We start from the raw sequence: 15360 nt of genomic DNA on the forward strand, positions 1-15360 counted from the left end.
TCAAGGACTATGCCCCTACCTCTGAAGAAGTAGCGACGGGCAGGGGTCGCCTCAGGGTTTCAGCTCGCGACCACGTCCTTTCGAGGGGTTGCGCCATCATGACGACGGCGGAAGTGACTCAACGCGTCAGCCCCGGCGCCACCAGTGCCAGCCGTGCCACCGGCGGCAGCGGCGCGTTTTCCGGCGTGGCCTGGAAGGCCTGGATCACGAGCGCGGCGAACCGCCGGGATGCCGCGACCTGGGCCACCGGCGACGCGGCCTGGATTCCGTTGTTGGCCATGAGCATGAGGATGAGGTCGTCGAGGACGAAGTCGGGGCGCAGCTTCCCGGTGCCCTTGGCGCGGGCCGACAGCTCGGCGATCGCTTTGAGCGCGTAGTCGCGGTCCGCGGTGAAATCCCCCGCCTTCGGGAACGTCGAAACGAATGCCGCGGTGAAACCCCTGTCCCGAGCGTGCAATTCGCAGATCTTCTCGATGACGGAACAGAAACCGCGCCACGGATCCGGATCGGCGAGCCCCTCCTCGACGACGGAATGGCAGCTGCGCATCTGGTCGGCGAAGGCCTCGGTCGCCAGGATCTCCTTGGTCGGGAAATGGCGATACAGCGTGGCGGGTCCGACTTCGGCGCGGCGCGCGACTTCCCGCAGCGGCACGTTCAGGCCTTCGGTGGCGAACAGCGCGCGAGCCGCTTCGAGGATGCGTTCGCGGTTGTCCAGGGCGTCGGAGCGCGGGATCCGAGGCAAACGACTGGTCACCACTCTCACTTTAGCCAAAACGGACGGGGGCGTCCGTTAGCGTCCGCCTGGTCAGCGAGCAAAGATCAGGAGACACCATGCGAGCAGTCGAGATCCGGGAGTTCGGCGGCCCAGAAGGACTGGCGGTCATCGATCGTCCCTCCCCCGTTCCCACCGAGGGCGAGGTGCTGATCAGCGTCGAAGCGATCGGCGTCGGCGGCGTCGACACCGTGATCCGGAGCGGGGCTCTCGCCGGCTTCGGTTTCCAGGAAGGACACGTTCCCGGCAACGAGGTGGCAGGCACCGTCACCTCGGTCGGCGACGGCGTCGACCCGGCGTGGATCGGGCGCCGCGTATGGGCGTCCACCGGCGAGGGCGGCGGGTATGTCGAGCGGAAGACGGTCCCCGCCGAGGCCGTCCTGCCGCTCCCCGAGAACCTGCCGGCCGCCGACGCGGTGGCGCTCGGGACTTCCGGCATGGTCGCCCATTTCGCCCTCGCCCACGCGCGCTTCGCTCCCGGCGAGTCGGTGCTGGTGCGCGGCGCGGCGGGCAGCATCGGGATCATGACGGTGCAGCTCGCGGCCGCCGGTGGCGCGAGCGCCGTGGCGGTCACGACGTCCTCGGCCGGACGAGGTGAGCGCCTGCGCGAACTGGGCGCGACGCACGTACTGGACCGCTCTGGCCACGGAGACGGTCCCGAGGGCTACGACGTCATCATCGACATCGTCGGCGGACCGGACCTGCCGTCCTTTGTGGACAAACTGGACCCGAACGGCCGGATGGTACTCGTCGGCGTGGTCGCCGGGATGCCACCGGCGGACTTCGGCGCGAAGATACTGGCGACGTTCCGGAAGTCCTTGTCGTTCGGGGCTTTCAGCGCCGACTCGGTGCCCGGAACCGATCGGCGCTCCGTGAGCGCCGCGCAGTTCGCCGCCGCGGCACGAGGCGAACTGCGCGCGGTGGTGCACGAACTCCTGCCGTTGGAGGAAGCCGTGCTGGCGCACCGGAAGATGGACGACGGCGAGGTGTTCGGCCGGATCGTGCTGAGGCCAAGCCAGTAAAAAACTCGACGGTTCTGGCCGAGGGTAAGCCGGAGGTGGCGTGTCCGTGAAGGCCTCCTTCCCTACGCTCAAGGTAGGGAAGGAGGCCTTCACGGACTTTCCTGACTTGAGGCTACGCGGATTCGCTTAACGCTTGCTCTTCTTGGCGGCCTTGGCCTTCGCCTCCTTGGCCTTGCCCTTGACCGTGCCGACGGCGTCCTGGATCGGCGCGTAGGTGCCGTACAGGGCCGGATCGGGTTTGGGCGCTGTACCCGGACCGCCGAGTGGCTCCGGATCGGTCAGGTATTCGATCCCTTCGCCACCGAAGCTCCAGTCTGCGGTGCTTCCGTCCGTGCCATCGGAGAGGCCCCACACGGTGTTGTTGTGTTCCTGGTTCTCTTCGTCGAACAACGCGTTCGGCGCGAGCGGGCCTTCCAGGCCGTCCGCTTCGAGTTCTTCGATGGCCGCCAGCCACTGCTTCTGGTGCACGGTGTCACGGGCGAGGTTGAACTGCAGCATCGCCTTCACGCCGGGGTCGTCGGTCATGTTGTACAACCGCGCCGTCTGCAACCGGCCCTGCGCCTCCGCCGCCGCGTTCGCGCGGAAATCGGCGAGCAGGTTCCCGCTCGCCACGATGTAGCCCCCGTTCCACGGCACCCCTTGGCTGTTGTTGGGCAGCGCGCCGCCGCCGGCGACGATCGCCTGCTGCGGATCCATCCCGCCGAGGATGGCCGCCGTCACCGGATCCTTGGCCGCTTCGGCCATCGTCGTCGCCGGAGCGCCCTCCAGCAGCCGGGCGACCATCGTCGCGAGCATCTCCACGTGCCCGATCTCCTCGGTGGCCGTGTCCATGATCAGGTCCTTGTACTTGCCCTCGATCCGGCAATTCCACCCTTGGAACAGGTACTGCATGGTCACGGTCAGCTCGCCGTACGCGCCGCCGATCAGTTCCTGGAGCTTGCGGGCGTAGACGGGGTCGGGCTTCTCGGGCTTGGCTTCGAACTGAAGAAGTTTGGTATGGCGGAACATGAACACCTCCATGAGCGCTCGCCGGGGCGCACCGCGACGACGCGGTTCACTCCGGTACGAGCGCCGGTGAAAAGTCGGGGACGGCTCCGGGACGGCTGTCTCCAGCCCGGAACCAGGCGAACAGTCCGCCGGGTACCCAGGGCACGCCCCTTCACACCAAGGTGTTCATCCCACCCGGTCGAGCACCGCGCGGGTGTACCCGGCGGTGTCCGCGGTACCGCCCAGGTCAGCGGTGCTGATGCCGTCGGCCAAGGCGCCGGACGCGGCGGTCAGCACTTCCTCACCCGCCTCAGGATGACCCAGATGGTCGAGCATCATCGCCGCCGACCACATGGCGCCCAGCGGATTGGCCTTGCCCTGCCCGGCGATGTCGGGAGCGGAACCGTGCACCGGCTCGAACATCGACGGGAATTCCCGCTCCGGATTGAGGTTCGCCGCCGGCGCGACGCCGATGCTCCCGGCCACCGCGGCGGCCAGATCGCTGAGGATGTCGCCGAAGAGGTTGGAAGCGACGATCACGTCGAACCGCTCCGGGGCCAGGACGAGCTTGGCGGCGAGCGCGTCGATGTGCTCCTTGTCGGTGCGTACGTCCTCGTGCCGCCGGGCCACTTCTTCCACCAGTTCGTCCCAGAACGGCATGGTGTGGACGATCCCGTTGCTCTTCGTCGCCGACGTCACGTGGTGCCCGCGCCCGCCGGCCAGCGCGTAGGCGTACTCGACGACGCGAGTGACTCCCTTGCGGGTGAACACCGCCTCCTGCACCGCCAGTTCGTCGTCGGTGCCACGGCCGAGACGTCCGCCGATCTCGGAGTACTCGCCCTCGACGTTTTCCCGCACCACCACCAGATCGACGGCTCCGGCGCCGCGCACCGGGCTGGGCACCCCGTCGAGCACTTTCACCGGACGCAGGTTGACGTACTGCCGGAAGCCGCGCCGGATGGGGATCAGCAGCCCCCACAGCGAAACGTGGTCCGGCACGCCGGGCCAGCCGACCGCGCCCAGGAGGATCGCGTCGTGCCGCCGGATCCGGTCGAGGCCGTCGGCCGGCATCATCGCGCCCTCGGCGAGGTAGCGCTCACAGGACCAGTCGAAGGAGTCGTAGGTGAACTCGATCCCGTGCCGCCTGCCGACGGCGGCGAGCACCGCCTGAGCCGGGGGAAGCACCTCGGTGCCGATGCCGTCGCCGGGGATGAGCGCGATGCGGTAGCTGATCATGGGTCCAGTGGACGACGAGCCGGGCGGGTACGTCCAAGACGCAGTTCTTGCTTCACTGAGAGGCTGCGCCTATCGGTTGCCGTCCGCCAGACCGTGAAAAGCCGCGGCGGCCGGGCTCAGCCGCCCCGGCCGGGACACCAGGGACACCTCCAGGGAATCGGCGTGGTCCAGCGCACGGACGACGGCACCCGCCGCCTGCGCCAGCGCGCGCCAGGAGTCGCTGACCACCGCGATCCCCACTCCGGCGAGGACGAGCGGCAGGACGGCTTCCCGGTGTTCCACCTCGACCACGAACCGGCTGCCTGTGGCCGCACGGAGCACGGCGTCGGCGACCGCGCGCATGCCCGTGCCCTGCTGGCCGACGATGAGCGCCGCACCGGCGAGGTCGGCCGGCCGGACCGGATCCCCGGGAGGCAGAGCCGCCTCGTCGCGGCCCAGTACGGCGAAGCGCTGGGTCTCCAGGTGTAGTGCCACCAAGCCGGGCAACGGCGTTGTCGACGGCGATGCCGCCACCACACCGAGTTCGGCGTCGCCGGTCGTGAGCATCCTCCCGACGTCGGCGGGGGTGCTCGCCGCGCGGACCGAGATCCGCACGAGCGGGTTGACGGCGGTGAAAGCGGCGATCAGGCCGGTGAGCGGACTGACCGACTGCGACGGCATCGAGGCGATGACCAGCTCCCCGCCGAGCAGACCGTCGACGGCCTCCACCGTGGCGCGGGCGAGATCCAGCCCGCGCATGACCTCGCGGGCGGGCTCGACGAGGGCGTGTCCCGCGGCGGTCAGCACCAGCCGACGGCCGGTCCGGTGGAACAGCAGGCTACCCAGGTCGCGCTCGAGTGCGCGCAGGGCTTGGGAGACCGACGGCTGGGCGACGTAAAGCCGTTCCGCGGCCCGGTGGACGCTTCCGGCGTCGACGACGGCCAGGAAATACCTCAACTGACGAGCGTCCACGCCGGGCCTCCTCGTGGTCGATAGCCGGGGCCTATCACCTTGCCAGCATCCCGGTCTTGGACCGGCGACCCGGCGGCGGGGCTTACTGGGTCGCCATGAGGGACGGCACCGGCGCCGTCCCGTCGCGAGTTCCGAGGAGGGCACCGTGTCCGATGCCTGGCTGCTTGCCCACACCGGTATCGCCATCGTGGGCATCGTCGTGCTGATCACCTGGCTCAAGACCCCGCCGATCTTCGGCCTGGTGCTCGGCGCCACCTATCTGGGGCTGGCCACCGGACTCGGGGCGAGCGGGACGACCGAAGCACTGGCCACCGGATTCGGCGACGTGCTGGCCGAGATCGGCCTGCTCATCACCTTCGGCGTGGTCATCGGCTCGCTGCTCACCGCCACGAACACCCTGAACCGCGTCCTGGAACGGCTGCTGGGGATCTTCGGCGAGAAACGTGTCCCGATGGTGTTCGCCGTGTCGCTGTCGACCTTGTTCACCTCCATCTATTCCGACGTCGTGCTGGTGCTCACCGCGCCGTTGGCCCGGCGCCTCGGCGTCCGTCTGGGGCCCCGGGGCGTCGCACTCATGGGTGGTGCGCTGACCGCCGGGATCGAGGTCGGCCTGGTCTTCGTCGTGCCGGGGGTGGCCGCGCTGGCCGTCGCGGGCCTGCTCGGCGTGCCACTCGGGGAAATGTTCCTGCTCGGGCTGGCCGTCGGCCTCCCCACGGCCGTGCTCACCACGCTGCTCTTCAGCCTGCTGCTGCGCCGGGCGCTGCGCTGGAATCCGGCCGCGGACGAACTGGAAGCGGCGAGCGATCACGCTGTCGCCGTCGTCCAGGAACCGGACGGGGAGGGACACCGGCTACCTCTCGCACTGTCCGTCTCGCCGGTGCTGGTGACGCTTTCGCTGATCGCCCTCGGCGCGCTCGCCAAAGCCTTCCGGTTCCCGCTGGGACCGGTCGCACTGCTGAGCGAGCCGATGATCGCCATGGCGATCGGCGCCGGGCTCGCGTTGCTGCTCGCCCGGCGCGTCCTCCCCCGTCAGCAGGCCGACGCGGCCGTCGGCAAGGCGCTGGCGATGGCCGGACCCATTCTCGTGCTGTCCGGGCTCTCCGGCTCGGTCGCCGAGGTGATCGGGAAATCGGGACTGCGAGACGTGCTGGCGAGTTCGTTCAGCACCGGATTCCTGCCACCCTTGGTACTCGTCTGGCTGATCGCCGCCATCCTGCACATCGCGATGGGGTCCATCTCGATCTCGGCGATCACCGCGGCCGGCATCCTCGCGCCGATCGCGGGCTCACTGGGCGTCCCGGTGGTGCTGGTCGCCCTCGCGGCCTGCTCTGGCGCGTTGTTCCTCCCGCACGTCAGCAGCAACTTCTTCTGGATGTTCCACTCGCTGCTCGGACTGAGCACCCGGGGCACGTTCAAGACCCATACCGTCGCCATGTCACTGGCCTCGGTGATCTCGCTCCCGATCGTCCTGCTGCTCGACGTCGCCATCTGACGGGTCATTCACGCCAACGGTTGTTGAGGAAGGCGTCGTCTTCGTCGTCCGCCGGCATCGGCCGAGGCCGGGGAGCCCGCCGGGGCGCGTCCCGCCCTGTGCGGGCAGGAGCCGGCTCCGGGGTGAACGGGGCGTCGTCGAACCTCGGCGTGTCGTCGAACGCCGACCCGGCGCCCGGCTCCGCGTGCGACCGATCGGTGCTCCAGCCGGACTTCGTCTTGCGCTGTCCCAGTTCCCGCCGGTGCTCGACGTAGCGCTGGGCGGTCTGGACCTGTTTGGTCATGAACTCCTGCGAGCGGGCCTTGATCTCCTCGGCCCGTTGATCCCGCAGTGCCCGGCGCTCCGCCTGCTCACGGACGAGACCGTCGAGGGTTGCCTTCATCCCGGAGGTGTCATCGGCGCTCATCTGTTCTCCCCTGCTCCGGCTCACCGCTTGCGGGCGGCAGGCTGATCCTCGTCGTCCAGCAGTGAACCGGTGATCCGGCCGGTGGGCTCGTTGAGCTGGTCGAAGACCTCGCCCTCGATCCGGTACGCGCGGTTGGTGCGCTCCTGGTCGCCGCCTCCGCCGCCCGCGCCACCGCCGCCCATACCGCCCATCGGCGGCATCGCACCGCCGCCGAACGACTGCCCCGCCGGTCCGCCCATCGCGGCGGGCGCGGCTGCCGAAGCCACGTGCTGCGGCTGCTGCGTCCCGCCGCCGGTGTGCACGCCTTCGGTCAACGGCTGGCTCGCCGCGGGGGTCCCGGTTTCGAACGGGGTCGCGACCGCGGAACCACCGCCACCACCGCCTCCGGCACCGCCGCCACCGCTACCGCCGCTGTCACCGTTGAGACCGACAGGGGGAGCGACGTCGTGCGAGGCCAGACCGGGACGAGGCTCCGACTGCACCGTTCCGGTCAGGGGACTGAGCGGGTGTGCGGCCTTGTCCGTGCGGGGATTGTCCTCACCGAGGGTGTAGGTGGTCGGTTTGCCGGTGCCGTCGTCGACGGTGACGACCGTCGGACCGGACGGACCGTCAGGACGTTCGGCCGTGATCTTCACATCGCCGTCCTGGATGTGGATCTTGCCGTCCGGACCGGGGCGGTGCACACCGTCCTTGTCCGGTTTCCCGTCGTCGGACCCGGGAGCGGAGCCCAGCTTGGACTCGTCACCGTCGCCGGTCCAGTCGAGCTTGAAGTCCTTGGCCGGTCCGGAACCGTCGCCGACCTTGATCTCCATCTCGCCGTCTTTGTCCGGCTCGGTCATTTCGAAGGTCTTGTCGCCCTGTTTGACCTTGAGGGTTTCGCGTTCGCCGTCTTCGGCCTTGTCGCCGTCCGCACCGGGTTTGTCGCCTGCCGCCTTGTCGCCGTCCGCGCCGGGCAGATCGTCGCCGAGCTTGTCCAGCTGTTCGGAGGCCTTCTTTTTCGCGTCGTCAGCGGCCTTTTCGGCGGACTCCTCGGCATCGCCGTCGCCCATGCCGCCGGGGGCGTCACCGAGTTTGCCGAGCGCCTCGGAAGCCTGCTTCTTCGCCTCTTCAGTGGCCTTCTCGGCCGCTGCCTTGGCTTCGGCGGCCGCGTCGGTGCTGCCACCGGGACCGCCTGGCTCGCCACCGGCGGGACCGTCGCCCAGCTTGCCCAACGCCTCGGCAGCCTGTTTCTTCGCGTTTTCGGCAGCCGCCGCGGCCTGCTTCTTCGCTTCTTCGGCGGCCGCTTTCTGCTCGTCGCCGGACGACGGCGGCGGAGCCGAACTAGAGGGTGACGTCTCGTCCTTGGGCACGTCCGGCCCGGAACCGGATCCGCCACCGCCCGGCGTTCCACCGCCGGGACCGCCGCCCTGCGGAAGGTTCACTTCCGGGATCGGCGGAGGCTTGGGCTGGCCCGCCGGACCGGCGCCACCACCCGGACCGCCACCGGGACTACCTTCCGAGCCACTGCCGGGGCCACCGCCCGGTCCTCCATCGGTACCGCCCGAGCCGCCACCGGTGAAGTCCGGGCCACCGCCGGAGCCACCACCAGGACCGCCGCCGGCGCCACCGCCCTGACCGCCGCCCTTACCGGACCCACCTGGACCGCCGCCGGAACCACCGGTGAAGTCGGGACCACCGTTGCCCGAACCGCCGGGGCCACCGCCCTGACCGCCGGCACCGCCCTTGTCCCCGCCTTCGAACTCGTTCTTGACCTTGCCCATGATCTTGTCGAGCTCGTCGTAGGCCTGGTTGACGAAATCCTTGGTTTCCTTGCAGGACTTGGCGAATCCCTGGTAGATGATGTCCCACATCTCCGGGATGAACTGCCTCTGGATCCACTGCTTGGCGAGATTCTGGCCGGCCTTCTTGAACTCGTCGTCGTCGCAGCAGCCGTCGTTGTTCAGCTGCTGGACCAGGTTGGAGCCGAAGTTGACGTCCATCCAGCCCGCGATCGCGCCGAGGTCCTCTTTACCGCTCTTCTCTCCGGCGGCGATGGCGATGACCTTCTGCGCCATCGGGAAGTCCGCTTTGCCGACGATCTCCTTGTAGAGGTCGATGACCGTGTCGGCCTTGCCCTTGCACAGTTTGAACACCGTGGCGGTGGTGTGCAGCGTCGCTTCGCTCGCGTTGTCCAGTGTCTGCGCGAGTTTCCTGGCCTTGGGCAGGATCTTCTCGTTGTAGTTCTCCGACGAAGCGTCGGCGGCCTTCCCGGTCCACGTCCCGTAAAGGGTGTTCAGCTGGGAACCGGTGTCGTCGATGGCCTTCTGGACGGTCTTCGAACCGGTCTTGAAGTGGGCGGCGTCGTCGACGAAGTTCTTGAAGCTGATACCGCGCTGCTCGTCGAAGGGCTTCTTGATGTCCTTCTCGAAATCGAGCGCGCGAGTGGTGCCCCGGCAGTCCTCCGGGAGCTTCGCCAGCAGTGAGCCGAAGGTCTCGAAGACCTTGAGCGCGGGCGCGGCGGCGTCGAAGATCTCGTCCGACGTCTTGGTCCCGGCGCCTTCCGCGGTGGGTTCCTTGGTGCCGTCGAGTTTCTTGTTGCCTTCGTCGACGGCCTTCTTCTCCGCCTTCCGGTTGAAGCTGGCCTGATCGCCCGCGCCTTTCGCGTCCTTGAAGACCTTGTCGACGTCGTCGTCGTAGGGCATGAACGGATAGGCGTTGTAGGAAGCCATGTACTTCTCGGCTTCCTTGCGCTTCTGCTTGATCTCCTCCGGCTCCTGGTCCGCCGTCCACGGCGGGGGCGCCGGATGCGTCCGCATCCACGAGCCGATGAGCTGGGTCTTCTTCTCGGCGGGAACGGCCGGGTCGTCGAGGACGGCTTTGACGTCGGTCCAGGAGGTTTCGATGGCCACTAGCGCATCCCCGTCTTGGTGATCTTGTTCTTCTGCTCGTCCTCATTGGTGCCGTAGGCGGTGCCGGCGGTGCCGAGGTTCGTGCCGAACGAGCCGAGCGTGGTGCTGTACCCCTGGACCGACGCCCACAACGCCGCCACGCCGTCGGTGTACTTCTTCGCGTGATCGCCGTGCGCCTGGCCGAAGCCGGCCGCGTTCACCGGTGTGCTCGACAGATCCGGGTTGTCTTCCAACAACTGTTCCGTCAGTTTTCCGATGTTCTTCGACGCCGATGAAAGCGCATCGGTCGCCGCGGTGAAGCCCCCGCTCATTCTTTTCAGCGCCCTTCGTCGGATCCGCCGGCCTTGCCGCCGAGTGCCTCGGCGAGTACTTCGGCCACCGACCCGATGTCGGTGAACCGGTCCAGCTGGTCGAGGTCGATTCTCACGTCGTGGTAGATCTCCAGCGCCGACAGGAGTTTTATCCGTCCCTTGGAGTCGACACCCAGCTCTTCCAGCGGTGCGTCGAGCTCGATTTCGGCGGGATCAAGCCGAAAAGTCTCGCTGACGACCTTCACGACCTCCGCGCGGTGATCAACCACGGCGCCGACTATAACGTGCCTTCGCCGCCGCACGCGCCACCTTGCCACTGGAAGTACGCGGAAGGTCACCGGAGGGGACCAGACGGACAGAACGCAACGTCAGATCATGTTCGCGGGAGACTTTCCGCAATACCATCCTGGTGACTTCCTTGACATCGGCTTCGGCGTTTTTTGCCCATTCGGCCACCACCATTGCCCCTTCGCCCATTTCGTCCCGCACACCGAAAGCGGCGACGCGGTCGCGGCGGATCGCCGGATGCGCTTCACCGACGACGGCCTCGATGTCCTGCGGATGGAAATTGCGTCCGTCGATGACGATGAGATCCTTGAGCCTGCCGGTGATGTAGAGGTCGCCGCGGTGGAAGACCCCCAGGTCCCCGGTCCGCAGCCAGCCGCTGCTCCCTTCGAGTTCGGCCTCGAACGCGGCGGCGTCGCCGCGCCCCCAGTAGCCTGCCGCGACGTTCGGGCCGTGGATCCAGATCTCCCCCGCCGTCCCGTCCGGCTGCGCCACCCCGTCGCGGACGATCCGGACCCGCTGTCCGAGCGGGCGGCCGACCGAGACGAGTTCCTTGCCGTCCGGTACCTCCATCGCCCGGCCTTGCGCGAGGGCCTCGCGGTCGAACACCGCGCTCCGAGGTCCCGTCTCGTCCGCGCTCGCCACGTACACGGTCGCCTCGGCGAGGCCGTAGGACGGCCGGTGGGCTTCGGGCCGGAACCCTCGCGGTCCGAAGACCTCGTGAAACCGCGCGATCGTGCCCGGCCGGACCGGTTCGCTGCCGTTGAGCGCGACACGCACGCCCGAAAGGTCGAGGTCGTCTCCCGCCTCCCCGGCGGCGTCGGCGGCGAGGTCGAACGCGAAGTTCGGCGCGGCGGTGAACACGGCCGGATGATCCGCCAGCTGACGCAGCCATCTCGCGGGCCTGTGCACGAATTCCGCGGGGGCCATGAAAACCGATCGCGCGCCGGCGAAGACCGGCAGGCACAGAAGCTGGATCAGGCCCATGTCGTGGAAGAACGGAATCCAGCCGGCACAGGTCGTGCCCTCGTCGACGGCGTAGGCCCGGCTCGCCTGCCAGCAGGCCGCGGCGACCGCGCGATGCGGGATCACCGCACCGGCGGGTTCCCGCGTCGACCCGGACGTGTACTGCAGATACGCGGGGCTTTCCGGCGCGACCGGGAGCGGATCGGCGCCAGGCCCGGAAAGTTCGTCGACCACCACGAGATGTTCGGGCGTCCCGGCTTCCCGTGTTTTCGCGGCGGCGGCCGAGGAAGTCAGCCAGACCCGTGCGTCGCAGTCGGCGAGGACACCGGTGAGCCTGCCTCGCTGAGCGTGGCTGCCCGGCGCCATCAACGGCACGGCCACCAGCCCGGCGGCGAGTGCCCCGTAGAAGGCGAGAGGGTAATTCAGGTCCTGCCCGGTGAGCACGGCGACGCGATCACCCGGCCGCGTGATCCGGCGCAGCGTCCCCGCGACTTCCCGCACCCGGGAGACGAACTCCGTCCAGGTGAACGTGGTGTCCACCCCGGCGCTGTGGTCCTGATGTGTGAACAGCGGGCGCGGATCGGCGGCACGGGCGAACAACCGCTCGATGATCGAGGTGCGCAGAACCTGCTCCGGAACATCCACCGGCGGCAACCTACTCGTGAGCGGTCCGGGCCGGTCCCGCGAGGGGTGGGCCGAACCCGGCTCGTGCCGCGATCCGATGTCCCTGATTTGGCATTGGGGGCGCTGAGCGTCTCCCATGCCACATTGGCGGCCGCAACGGTGGCGCGGTCGCGTGTCGGACCTGTTCGCCCAGGTCGGGTAGCCCGGCTCCAGCAAGTACCGTCCGTTCGGGCAGTGACTGTTCGCCGACGAAGGTCGATGGTGTCGATGGTCCGTGAAGGCCTCCTTGGCGAGCACTGATTTGTTGACCTACTGATGGAGGTCTCGCACCCGTACCGGCGACCTGAGTGAGGTGCCCTTGATCAGCCTCCGAACCGGTGACGATCCCCGCTGTCTATGAAGGATTTGGGACACTCAACGTCCCAAATCCTTCACAGACACGCTCGACCGCCCGCCGAATCACTACTCATCTGCTGGTCAGACGTAGGTACACAAGACCACGCCTCCTTGAGGGACCCAGAGTCCCTCAAGGAGGCCTTCACGGACTCGATAACACGGGCAAAGGGTGATCAATCGGACGAATCGCCCCCTCGGCGAATCCTTTATGGACAGTTGGAGAGCCTCGGGAACACCGCTGCCCCAGCGTCGAAGCGTGATGTCCTGAAGGACCCCTTTGAGACGTTGAAGGTCTCAAAGGGGTCCTTCAGGACACCCCACATTTGAGTTACCCCTCAAATAAGTTCCTGGCACTGCGGCTGAGCCGAGGGAAGGGGGCCTTCACGGAGCGTCAGGCACCGAGACGGCTGTAGAGACGGCTCGCCAGTGACGCGGCCAGCTGGTTCAGCGCACCCCGGGGGTCGAGCTGCGCGAAGCGGCCCAGCAGCTCCGCCGCCGCGTAGGCCTCGGCCTCCGACAGCAACGCCGCGAACCGTTCCCGGCGTCCCCGCTCCAGCAGCAGGGTCAGGGCTTCGGCGTACTCCTCCAGGTCACGCACACCGACGAGGCCGTAGCGCTCGTCGAGCGGATCCCGCATGACCTCGTCACTCATGGCCGTGAGCCCCTCTTCCCGTACTCCGTCCGACACGCCGCAGAAAATCTATGCTGACGGGAGTAGACATTCAACGACGGGTGTGTGTAGTGTTCTCCTTGTACCGAGAGAGACAACGTCAAGCAGGCGCGGGAGAGAACGTAACTACCCGCGAGGTGAGACAAGGCGGTCAGGCAGGACGGAGCCGATCAAGGAACAGGTTCCGGCTGGTGACCGGGAGCAGTACTCCAGGACCGTGTTGTGAAGAGGTTTTGCCAGGTAGTACCGGTCCTGGAGCAGCAATATCAGCAGTTGCAGTACCAGAAGTGCAGTACCAGTAGTTGAGCAGTATCAGCAGTAGGCAAGTGCAGTTGCAGGACCGGTCAGGTGGCCGGAGCCGATCAGTGAACGGGGCTCCGGCCAGTGACCAGCGGCGTCAGCGTGCTGGGACCGATCAGTGAAAGGGTTCCAGCAGTGACGCTCGCAGTAGGTGAAATCGCAGTACCAGCAGTACCAGTAGTTGAAGTTGCAGTACCAGCAGTTGCAGTACCCAGTAAGTGGAAAACACAGGAAAGAAGGGAACGGCATCATCATTGGATCGCCCGCAGCGACCACGTAGCGCCGCGCGGGTGCCGTAGTTCCATCGAGTTCGGAGGTGGTTCTCGGTCACGAATGAGCGATCCCCGCAAGGTCCGGTTTTCCGACGGACGCGGGTGCAGGAAGCCGGCCGAAACGCCGGTTGACAATGGTGAAACCCAACCCTGAGGGCCCCGGGTGCCGTTCGGCACCCGGGGCCCTTCGTGATGTGGAGGTGGAATGATCCCTGACCAAGAAGGACCGGCCACGCCCAGCGGGGCCGACAGGTTCGACGACGAGCACTACCCCGCGTACACCATGGGCCGGGCCGCCGACATGCTCGGCACGACCCAAGGGTTCCTGCGCAGCCTCGACGAGGCCGGTTTGATCACCCCGCAACGGTCCGCCGGCGGGCACCGCCGCTACTCCCGGCATCAGCTGCGCCTGGCGGCCAGGGTGCGGGAAATGGTCGACCAGGGCACCGCCATCGACGCCGCCTGCCGCATCGTCACCCTCGAAGACCAGCTCCACGAAGCCCAGAACCTCAACCGGTCTCAAGGCCTCGCCAACGAGGGCAACACGCGCGACTGACGAACCACCTCTCTCCACCCCTTCGGCACGCGGCTCCAGCGCCGCGTGCCGTTCGCATGTCCGGGGGTTCACTCCTCCGTACGCCGCCGTAACACCTGGGCCGTCCAGTCGTACACGAAGCGATATCATTGAGACGACGGTGCCGAGTAGGAGACACTTTCCGTCTTGACCCACGGAAGTCCTACCGTGAACCGAGGTCTTCATGCGCCGCGAATTCCGCGTTTCACTGCTGTCCGCTTGCCTCGCCTTGTCCCTCGTCCAGTTTCCCGTCGCCGCCGCACAACCCGCTTCGAACCCCGGCGGGACGCGCGCCGCGTTCTGCTACGAAGAACCCGTGCAGCCAAAGGCCGATGTAAGCGACATCAAGGCCGCTTTCCAGTCTTCGAAGTGGTTGCAGACGATCCAAGCCGTGTACAAACGCCGCTGGCCCAGCGGTGAAGGCCTCGCGACCGCTCAAGCCAATGACAAGTATTTCAGCCAGTTCGTCGAGAAATCCAGTTTCAACGCCCTCGCCGAATCACTGATGGTGGCGATTCACGAGGAAACCCATATGTGGGACCTGGATCCGTCGAGAACTTCTTGGGACGTCTACCTGTCCGCGTGGATCAACGCGTCCCGGAAGGCGATGAAGGTGCCTCTGCACGGCGGATTCCCCCGTCGCGAAATCCTGCCGCTGATCACGGACAAGCTCACCTCCTCCATGGACGACATCTACCTGCGGGACGCGCAGCAGGGAACGTATCGCCTCCAGGGAGTCCTCGCCGAACTCAACGCCGGGCTCATGGGACTGCCCGCGGCGACGGTCGTCGCCGAGTACATCCAGGGCGTGGGAGCGAGCAATTCCAGGGACATCGTCGCCACCAACATCCGTTATCTCCTGCTCTACCTGCGCACGGCCAAGACGAAGCACGCCGACTACTGGACCAGGATCAAAGCCGAACCCGCGCTGCGCGAACTGGTGCTCATCGAGTTCCTGCGGTCGGCGTACTGGCTCGATCAATCCGCGGCCTATGCCACCAAACTCGGCAGCGCGGACGTGGACAAGATCGTCGCCAAGAACTACGCCCCGGAGAACATCGCGATACTCGAGGAGTTCACCGGAGCCAAGGTCAATGTGAGTTCACCCAGGAACTGTACGACCTGATTTCCCTCAGCCGTCCTGTTCGTGATCCTGGGCGCAAGGAAGGGGCCTTCACGTACGTAGGGACAACTCCGTAGTTCTGCCG

Annotated in this window: 14 protein-coding genes; 4 read left to right on the forward strand and 10 right to left on the reverse strand. The window is 67.4% G+C overall.

Translation table 11 applies throughout. From position 1 onward, the window contains the following. Positions 1 to 118 precede the first annotated feature (118 nt). Positions 119 to 754, reverse strand: coding sequence for a TetR/AcrR family transcriptional regulator (locus ACZ5ZX_RS31735; protein WP_465505657.1), 636 nt, complete (start codon positions 752 to 754; stop codon positions 119 to 121). A gap of 77 nt (positions 755 to 831) precedes the next feature. Between ACZ5ZX_RS31735 and ACZ5ZX_RS31740 the strand changes: the two genes are divergently transcribed. Then, a complete protein-coding gene (locus ACZ5ZX_RS31740; RefSeq protein ID WP_465505658.1) occupies positions 832 to 1794 on the forward strand; it encodes a zinc-binding dehydrogenase in 963 nt (320 codons plus the stop codon). Positions 1795 to 1920: 126 nt separating this feature from the next. Here the strand turns inward: ACZ5ZX_RS31740 and ACZ5ZX_RS31745 are convergent, their stop codons facing one another. The 3 genes from ACZ5ZX_RS31745 to ACZ5ZX_RS31755 all read right to left on the reverse strand — a co-directional run bounded on the left by ACZ5ZX_RS31745 (position 1921) and on the right by ACZ5ZX_RS31755 (position 4968). Further along, a complete protein-coding gene (locus tag ACZ5ZX_RS31745; protein ID WP_465505659.1) occupies positions 1921 to 2802 on the reverse strand; it encodes a manganese catalase in 882 nt (293 codons plus the stop codon). A gap of 165 nt (positions 2803 to 2967) precedes the next feature. Further along, the gene (locus ACZ5ZX_RS31750) at positions 2968 to 4017 is read right to left on the reverse strand and encodes a tartrate dehydrogenase (protein ID WP_465505660.1); all 1050 of its coding nucleotides are present in this window, start codon (positions 4015 to 4017) and stop codon (positions 2968 to 2970) included. A 69-nt stretch (positions 4018 to 4086) separates the two neighbouring features. After that, positions 4087 to 4968: a LysR family transcriptional regulator gene (locus tag ACZ5ZX_RS31755; RefSeq protein WP_465505661.1), complete on the reverse strand. Its 882-nt coding sequence runs from the start codon at positions 4966 to 4968 to the stop codon at positions 4087 to 4089. Between the two features lie 145 nt (positions 4969 to 5113). On the opposite strand from ACZ5ZX_RS31755, the gene ACZ5ZX_RS31760 reads away from it, so the two are divergent. Beyond that, positions 5114 to 6460 (forward strand): GntP family permease, encoded by a 1347-nt coding sequence (locus tag ACZ5ZX_RS31760; protein ID WP_465505662.1) that lies wholly within the window; start codon positions 5114 to 5116, stop codon positions 6458 to 6460. A 4-nt stretch (positions 6461 to 6464) separates the two neighbouring features. Here ACZ5ZX_RS31760 and ACZ5ZX_RS31765 read toward each other — a convergent pair whose 3' ends face one another. The 6 genes from ACZ5ZX_RS31765 to ACZ5ZX_RS31790 all read right to left on the reverse strand — a co-directional run bounded on the left by ACZ5ZX_RS31765 (position 6465) and on the right by ACZ5ZX_RS31790 (position 12988). Then, a complete protein-coding gene (locus ACZ5ZX_RS31765) occupies positions 6465 to 6866 on the reverse strand; it encodes a hypothetical protein (RefSeq protein ID WP_465505663.1) in 402 nt (133 codons plus the stop codon). Positions 6867 to 6886: 20 nt separating this feature from the next. Continuing rightward, positions 6887 to 9754 (reverse strand): WXG100 family type VII secretion target, encoded by a 2868-nt coding sequence (locus ACZ5ZX_RS31770; RefSeq protein ID WP_465505664.1) that lies wholly within the window; start codon positions 9752 to 9754, stop codon positions 6887 to 6889. After that, the gene (locus tag ACZ5ZX_RS31775) at positions 9754 to 10065 is read right to left on the reverse strand and encodes a hypothetical protein (RefSeq protein WP_016333370.1); all 312 of its coding nucleotides are present in this window, start codon (positions 10063 to 10065) and stop codon (positions 9754 to 9756) included. The genes ACZ5ZX_RS31770 and ACZ5ZX_RS31775 overlap by 1 nt, the downstream gene beginning before the upstream one ends. A gap of 5 nt (positions 10066 to 10070) precedes the next feature. Beyond that, positions 10071 to 10334: an acyl carrier protein gene (locus ACZ5ZX_RS31780; RefSeq protein WP_465505665.1), complete on the reverse strand. Its 264-nt coding sequence runs from the start codon at positions 10332 to 10334 to the stop codon at positions 10071 to 10073. Next, positions 10327 to 11961, reverse strand: a complete 1635-nt coding sequence (locus ACZ5ZX_RS31785) for a fatty acyl-AMP ligase (RefSeq protein WP_465505666.1) — start codon at positions 11959 to 11961, stop codon at positions 10327 to 10329. The genes ACZ5ZX_RS31780 and ACZ5ZX_RS31785 overlap by 8 nt, the downstream gene beginning before the upstream one ends. A 766-nt stretch (positions 11962 to 12727) precedes the next feature. Further along, on the reverse strand, positions 12728 to 12988 hold the full coding sequence (locus ACZ5ZX_RS31790) for a hypothetical protein (RefSeq protein ID WP_465505667.1): 261 nt from the start codon (positions 12986 to 12988) through the stop codon (positions 12728 to 12730). A 795-nt stretch (positions 12989 to 13783) separates the two neighbouring features. Here ACZ5ZX_RS31790 and ACZ5ZX_RS31795 point away from each other — a divergent pair. Continuing rightward, positions 13784 to 14134, forward strand: a complete 351-nt coding sequence (locus ACZ5ZX_RS31795; RefSeq protein ID WP_465505668.1) for a helix-turn-helix domain-containing protein — start codon at positions 13784 to 13786, stop codon at positions 14132 to 14134. A gap of 202 nt (positions 14135 to 14336) precedes the next feature. Then, positions 14337 to 15278 (forward strand): hypothetical protein, encoded by a 942-nt coding sequence (locus ACZ5ZX_RS31800; protein WP_465505669.1) that lies wholly within the window; start codon positions 14337 to 14339, stop codon positions 15276 to 15278. Positions 15279 to 15360: the final 82 nt, after the last annotated feature.

This window comes from Amycolatopsis sp. NPDC033938 (genome assembly GCF_055575975.1).

Bases quoted from the DNA above. Each gene is read 5' to 3' on its own strand.
- ACZ5ZX_RS31740 (WP_465505658.1), top strand. From the start codon at position 832: ATGCGAGCAGTCGAGATCCGGGAGTTCGGCGGCCCAGAAGGACTGGCG.
- ACZ5ZX_RS31745 (WP_465505659.1), bottom strand. From the start codon at position 2,802: ATGTTCCGCCATACCAAACTTCTTCAGTTCGAAGCCAAGCCCGAGAAG.
- ACZ5ZX_RS31750 (WP_465505660.1), bottom strand. From the start codon at position 4,017: ATGATCAGCTACCGCATCGCGCTCATCCCCGGCGACGGCATCGGCACC.
- ACZ5ZX_RS31765 (WP_465505663.1), bottom strand. From the start codon at position 6,866: ATGAGCGCCGATGACACCTCCGGGATGAAGGCAACCCTCGACGGTCTC.
- ACZ5ZX_RS31775 (WP_016333370.1), bottom strand. From the start codon at position 10,065: ATGAGCGGGGGCTTCACCGCGGCGACCGATGCGCTTTCATCGGCGTCG.
- ACZ5ZX_RS31790 (WP_465505667.1), bottom strand. From the start codon at position 12,988: ATGAGTGACGAGGTCATGCGGGATCCGCTCGACGAGCGCTACGGCCTC.
- ACZ5ZX_RS31795 (WP_465505668.1), top strand. From the start codon at position 13,784: ATGATCCCTGACCAAGAAGGACCGGCCACGCCCAGCGGGGCCGACAGG.
- ACZ5ZX_RS31800 (WP_465505669.1), top strand. From the start codon at position 14,337: ATGCGCCGCGAATTCCGCGTTTCACTGCTGTCCGCTTGCCTCGCCTTG.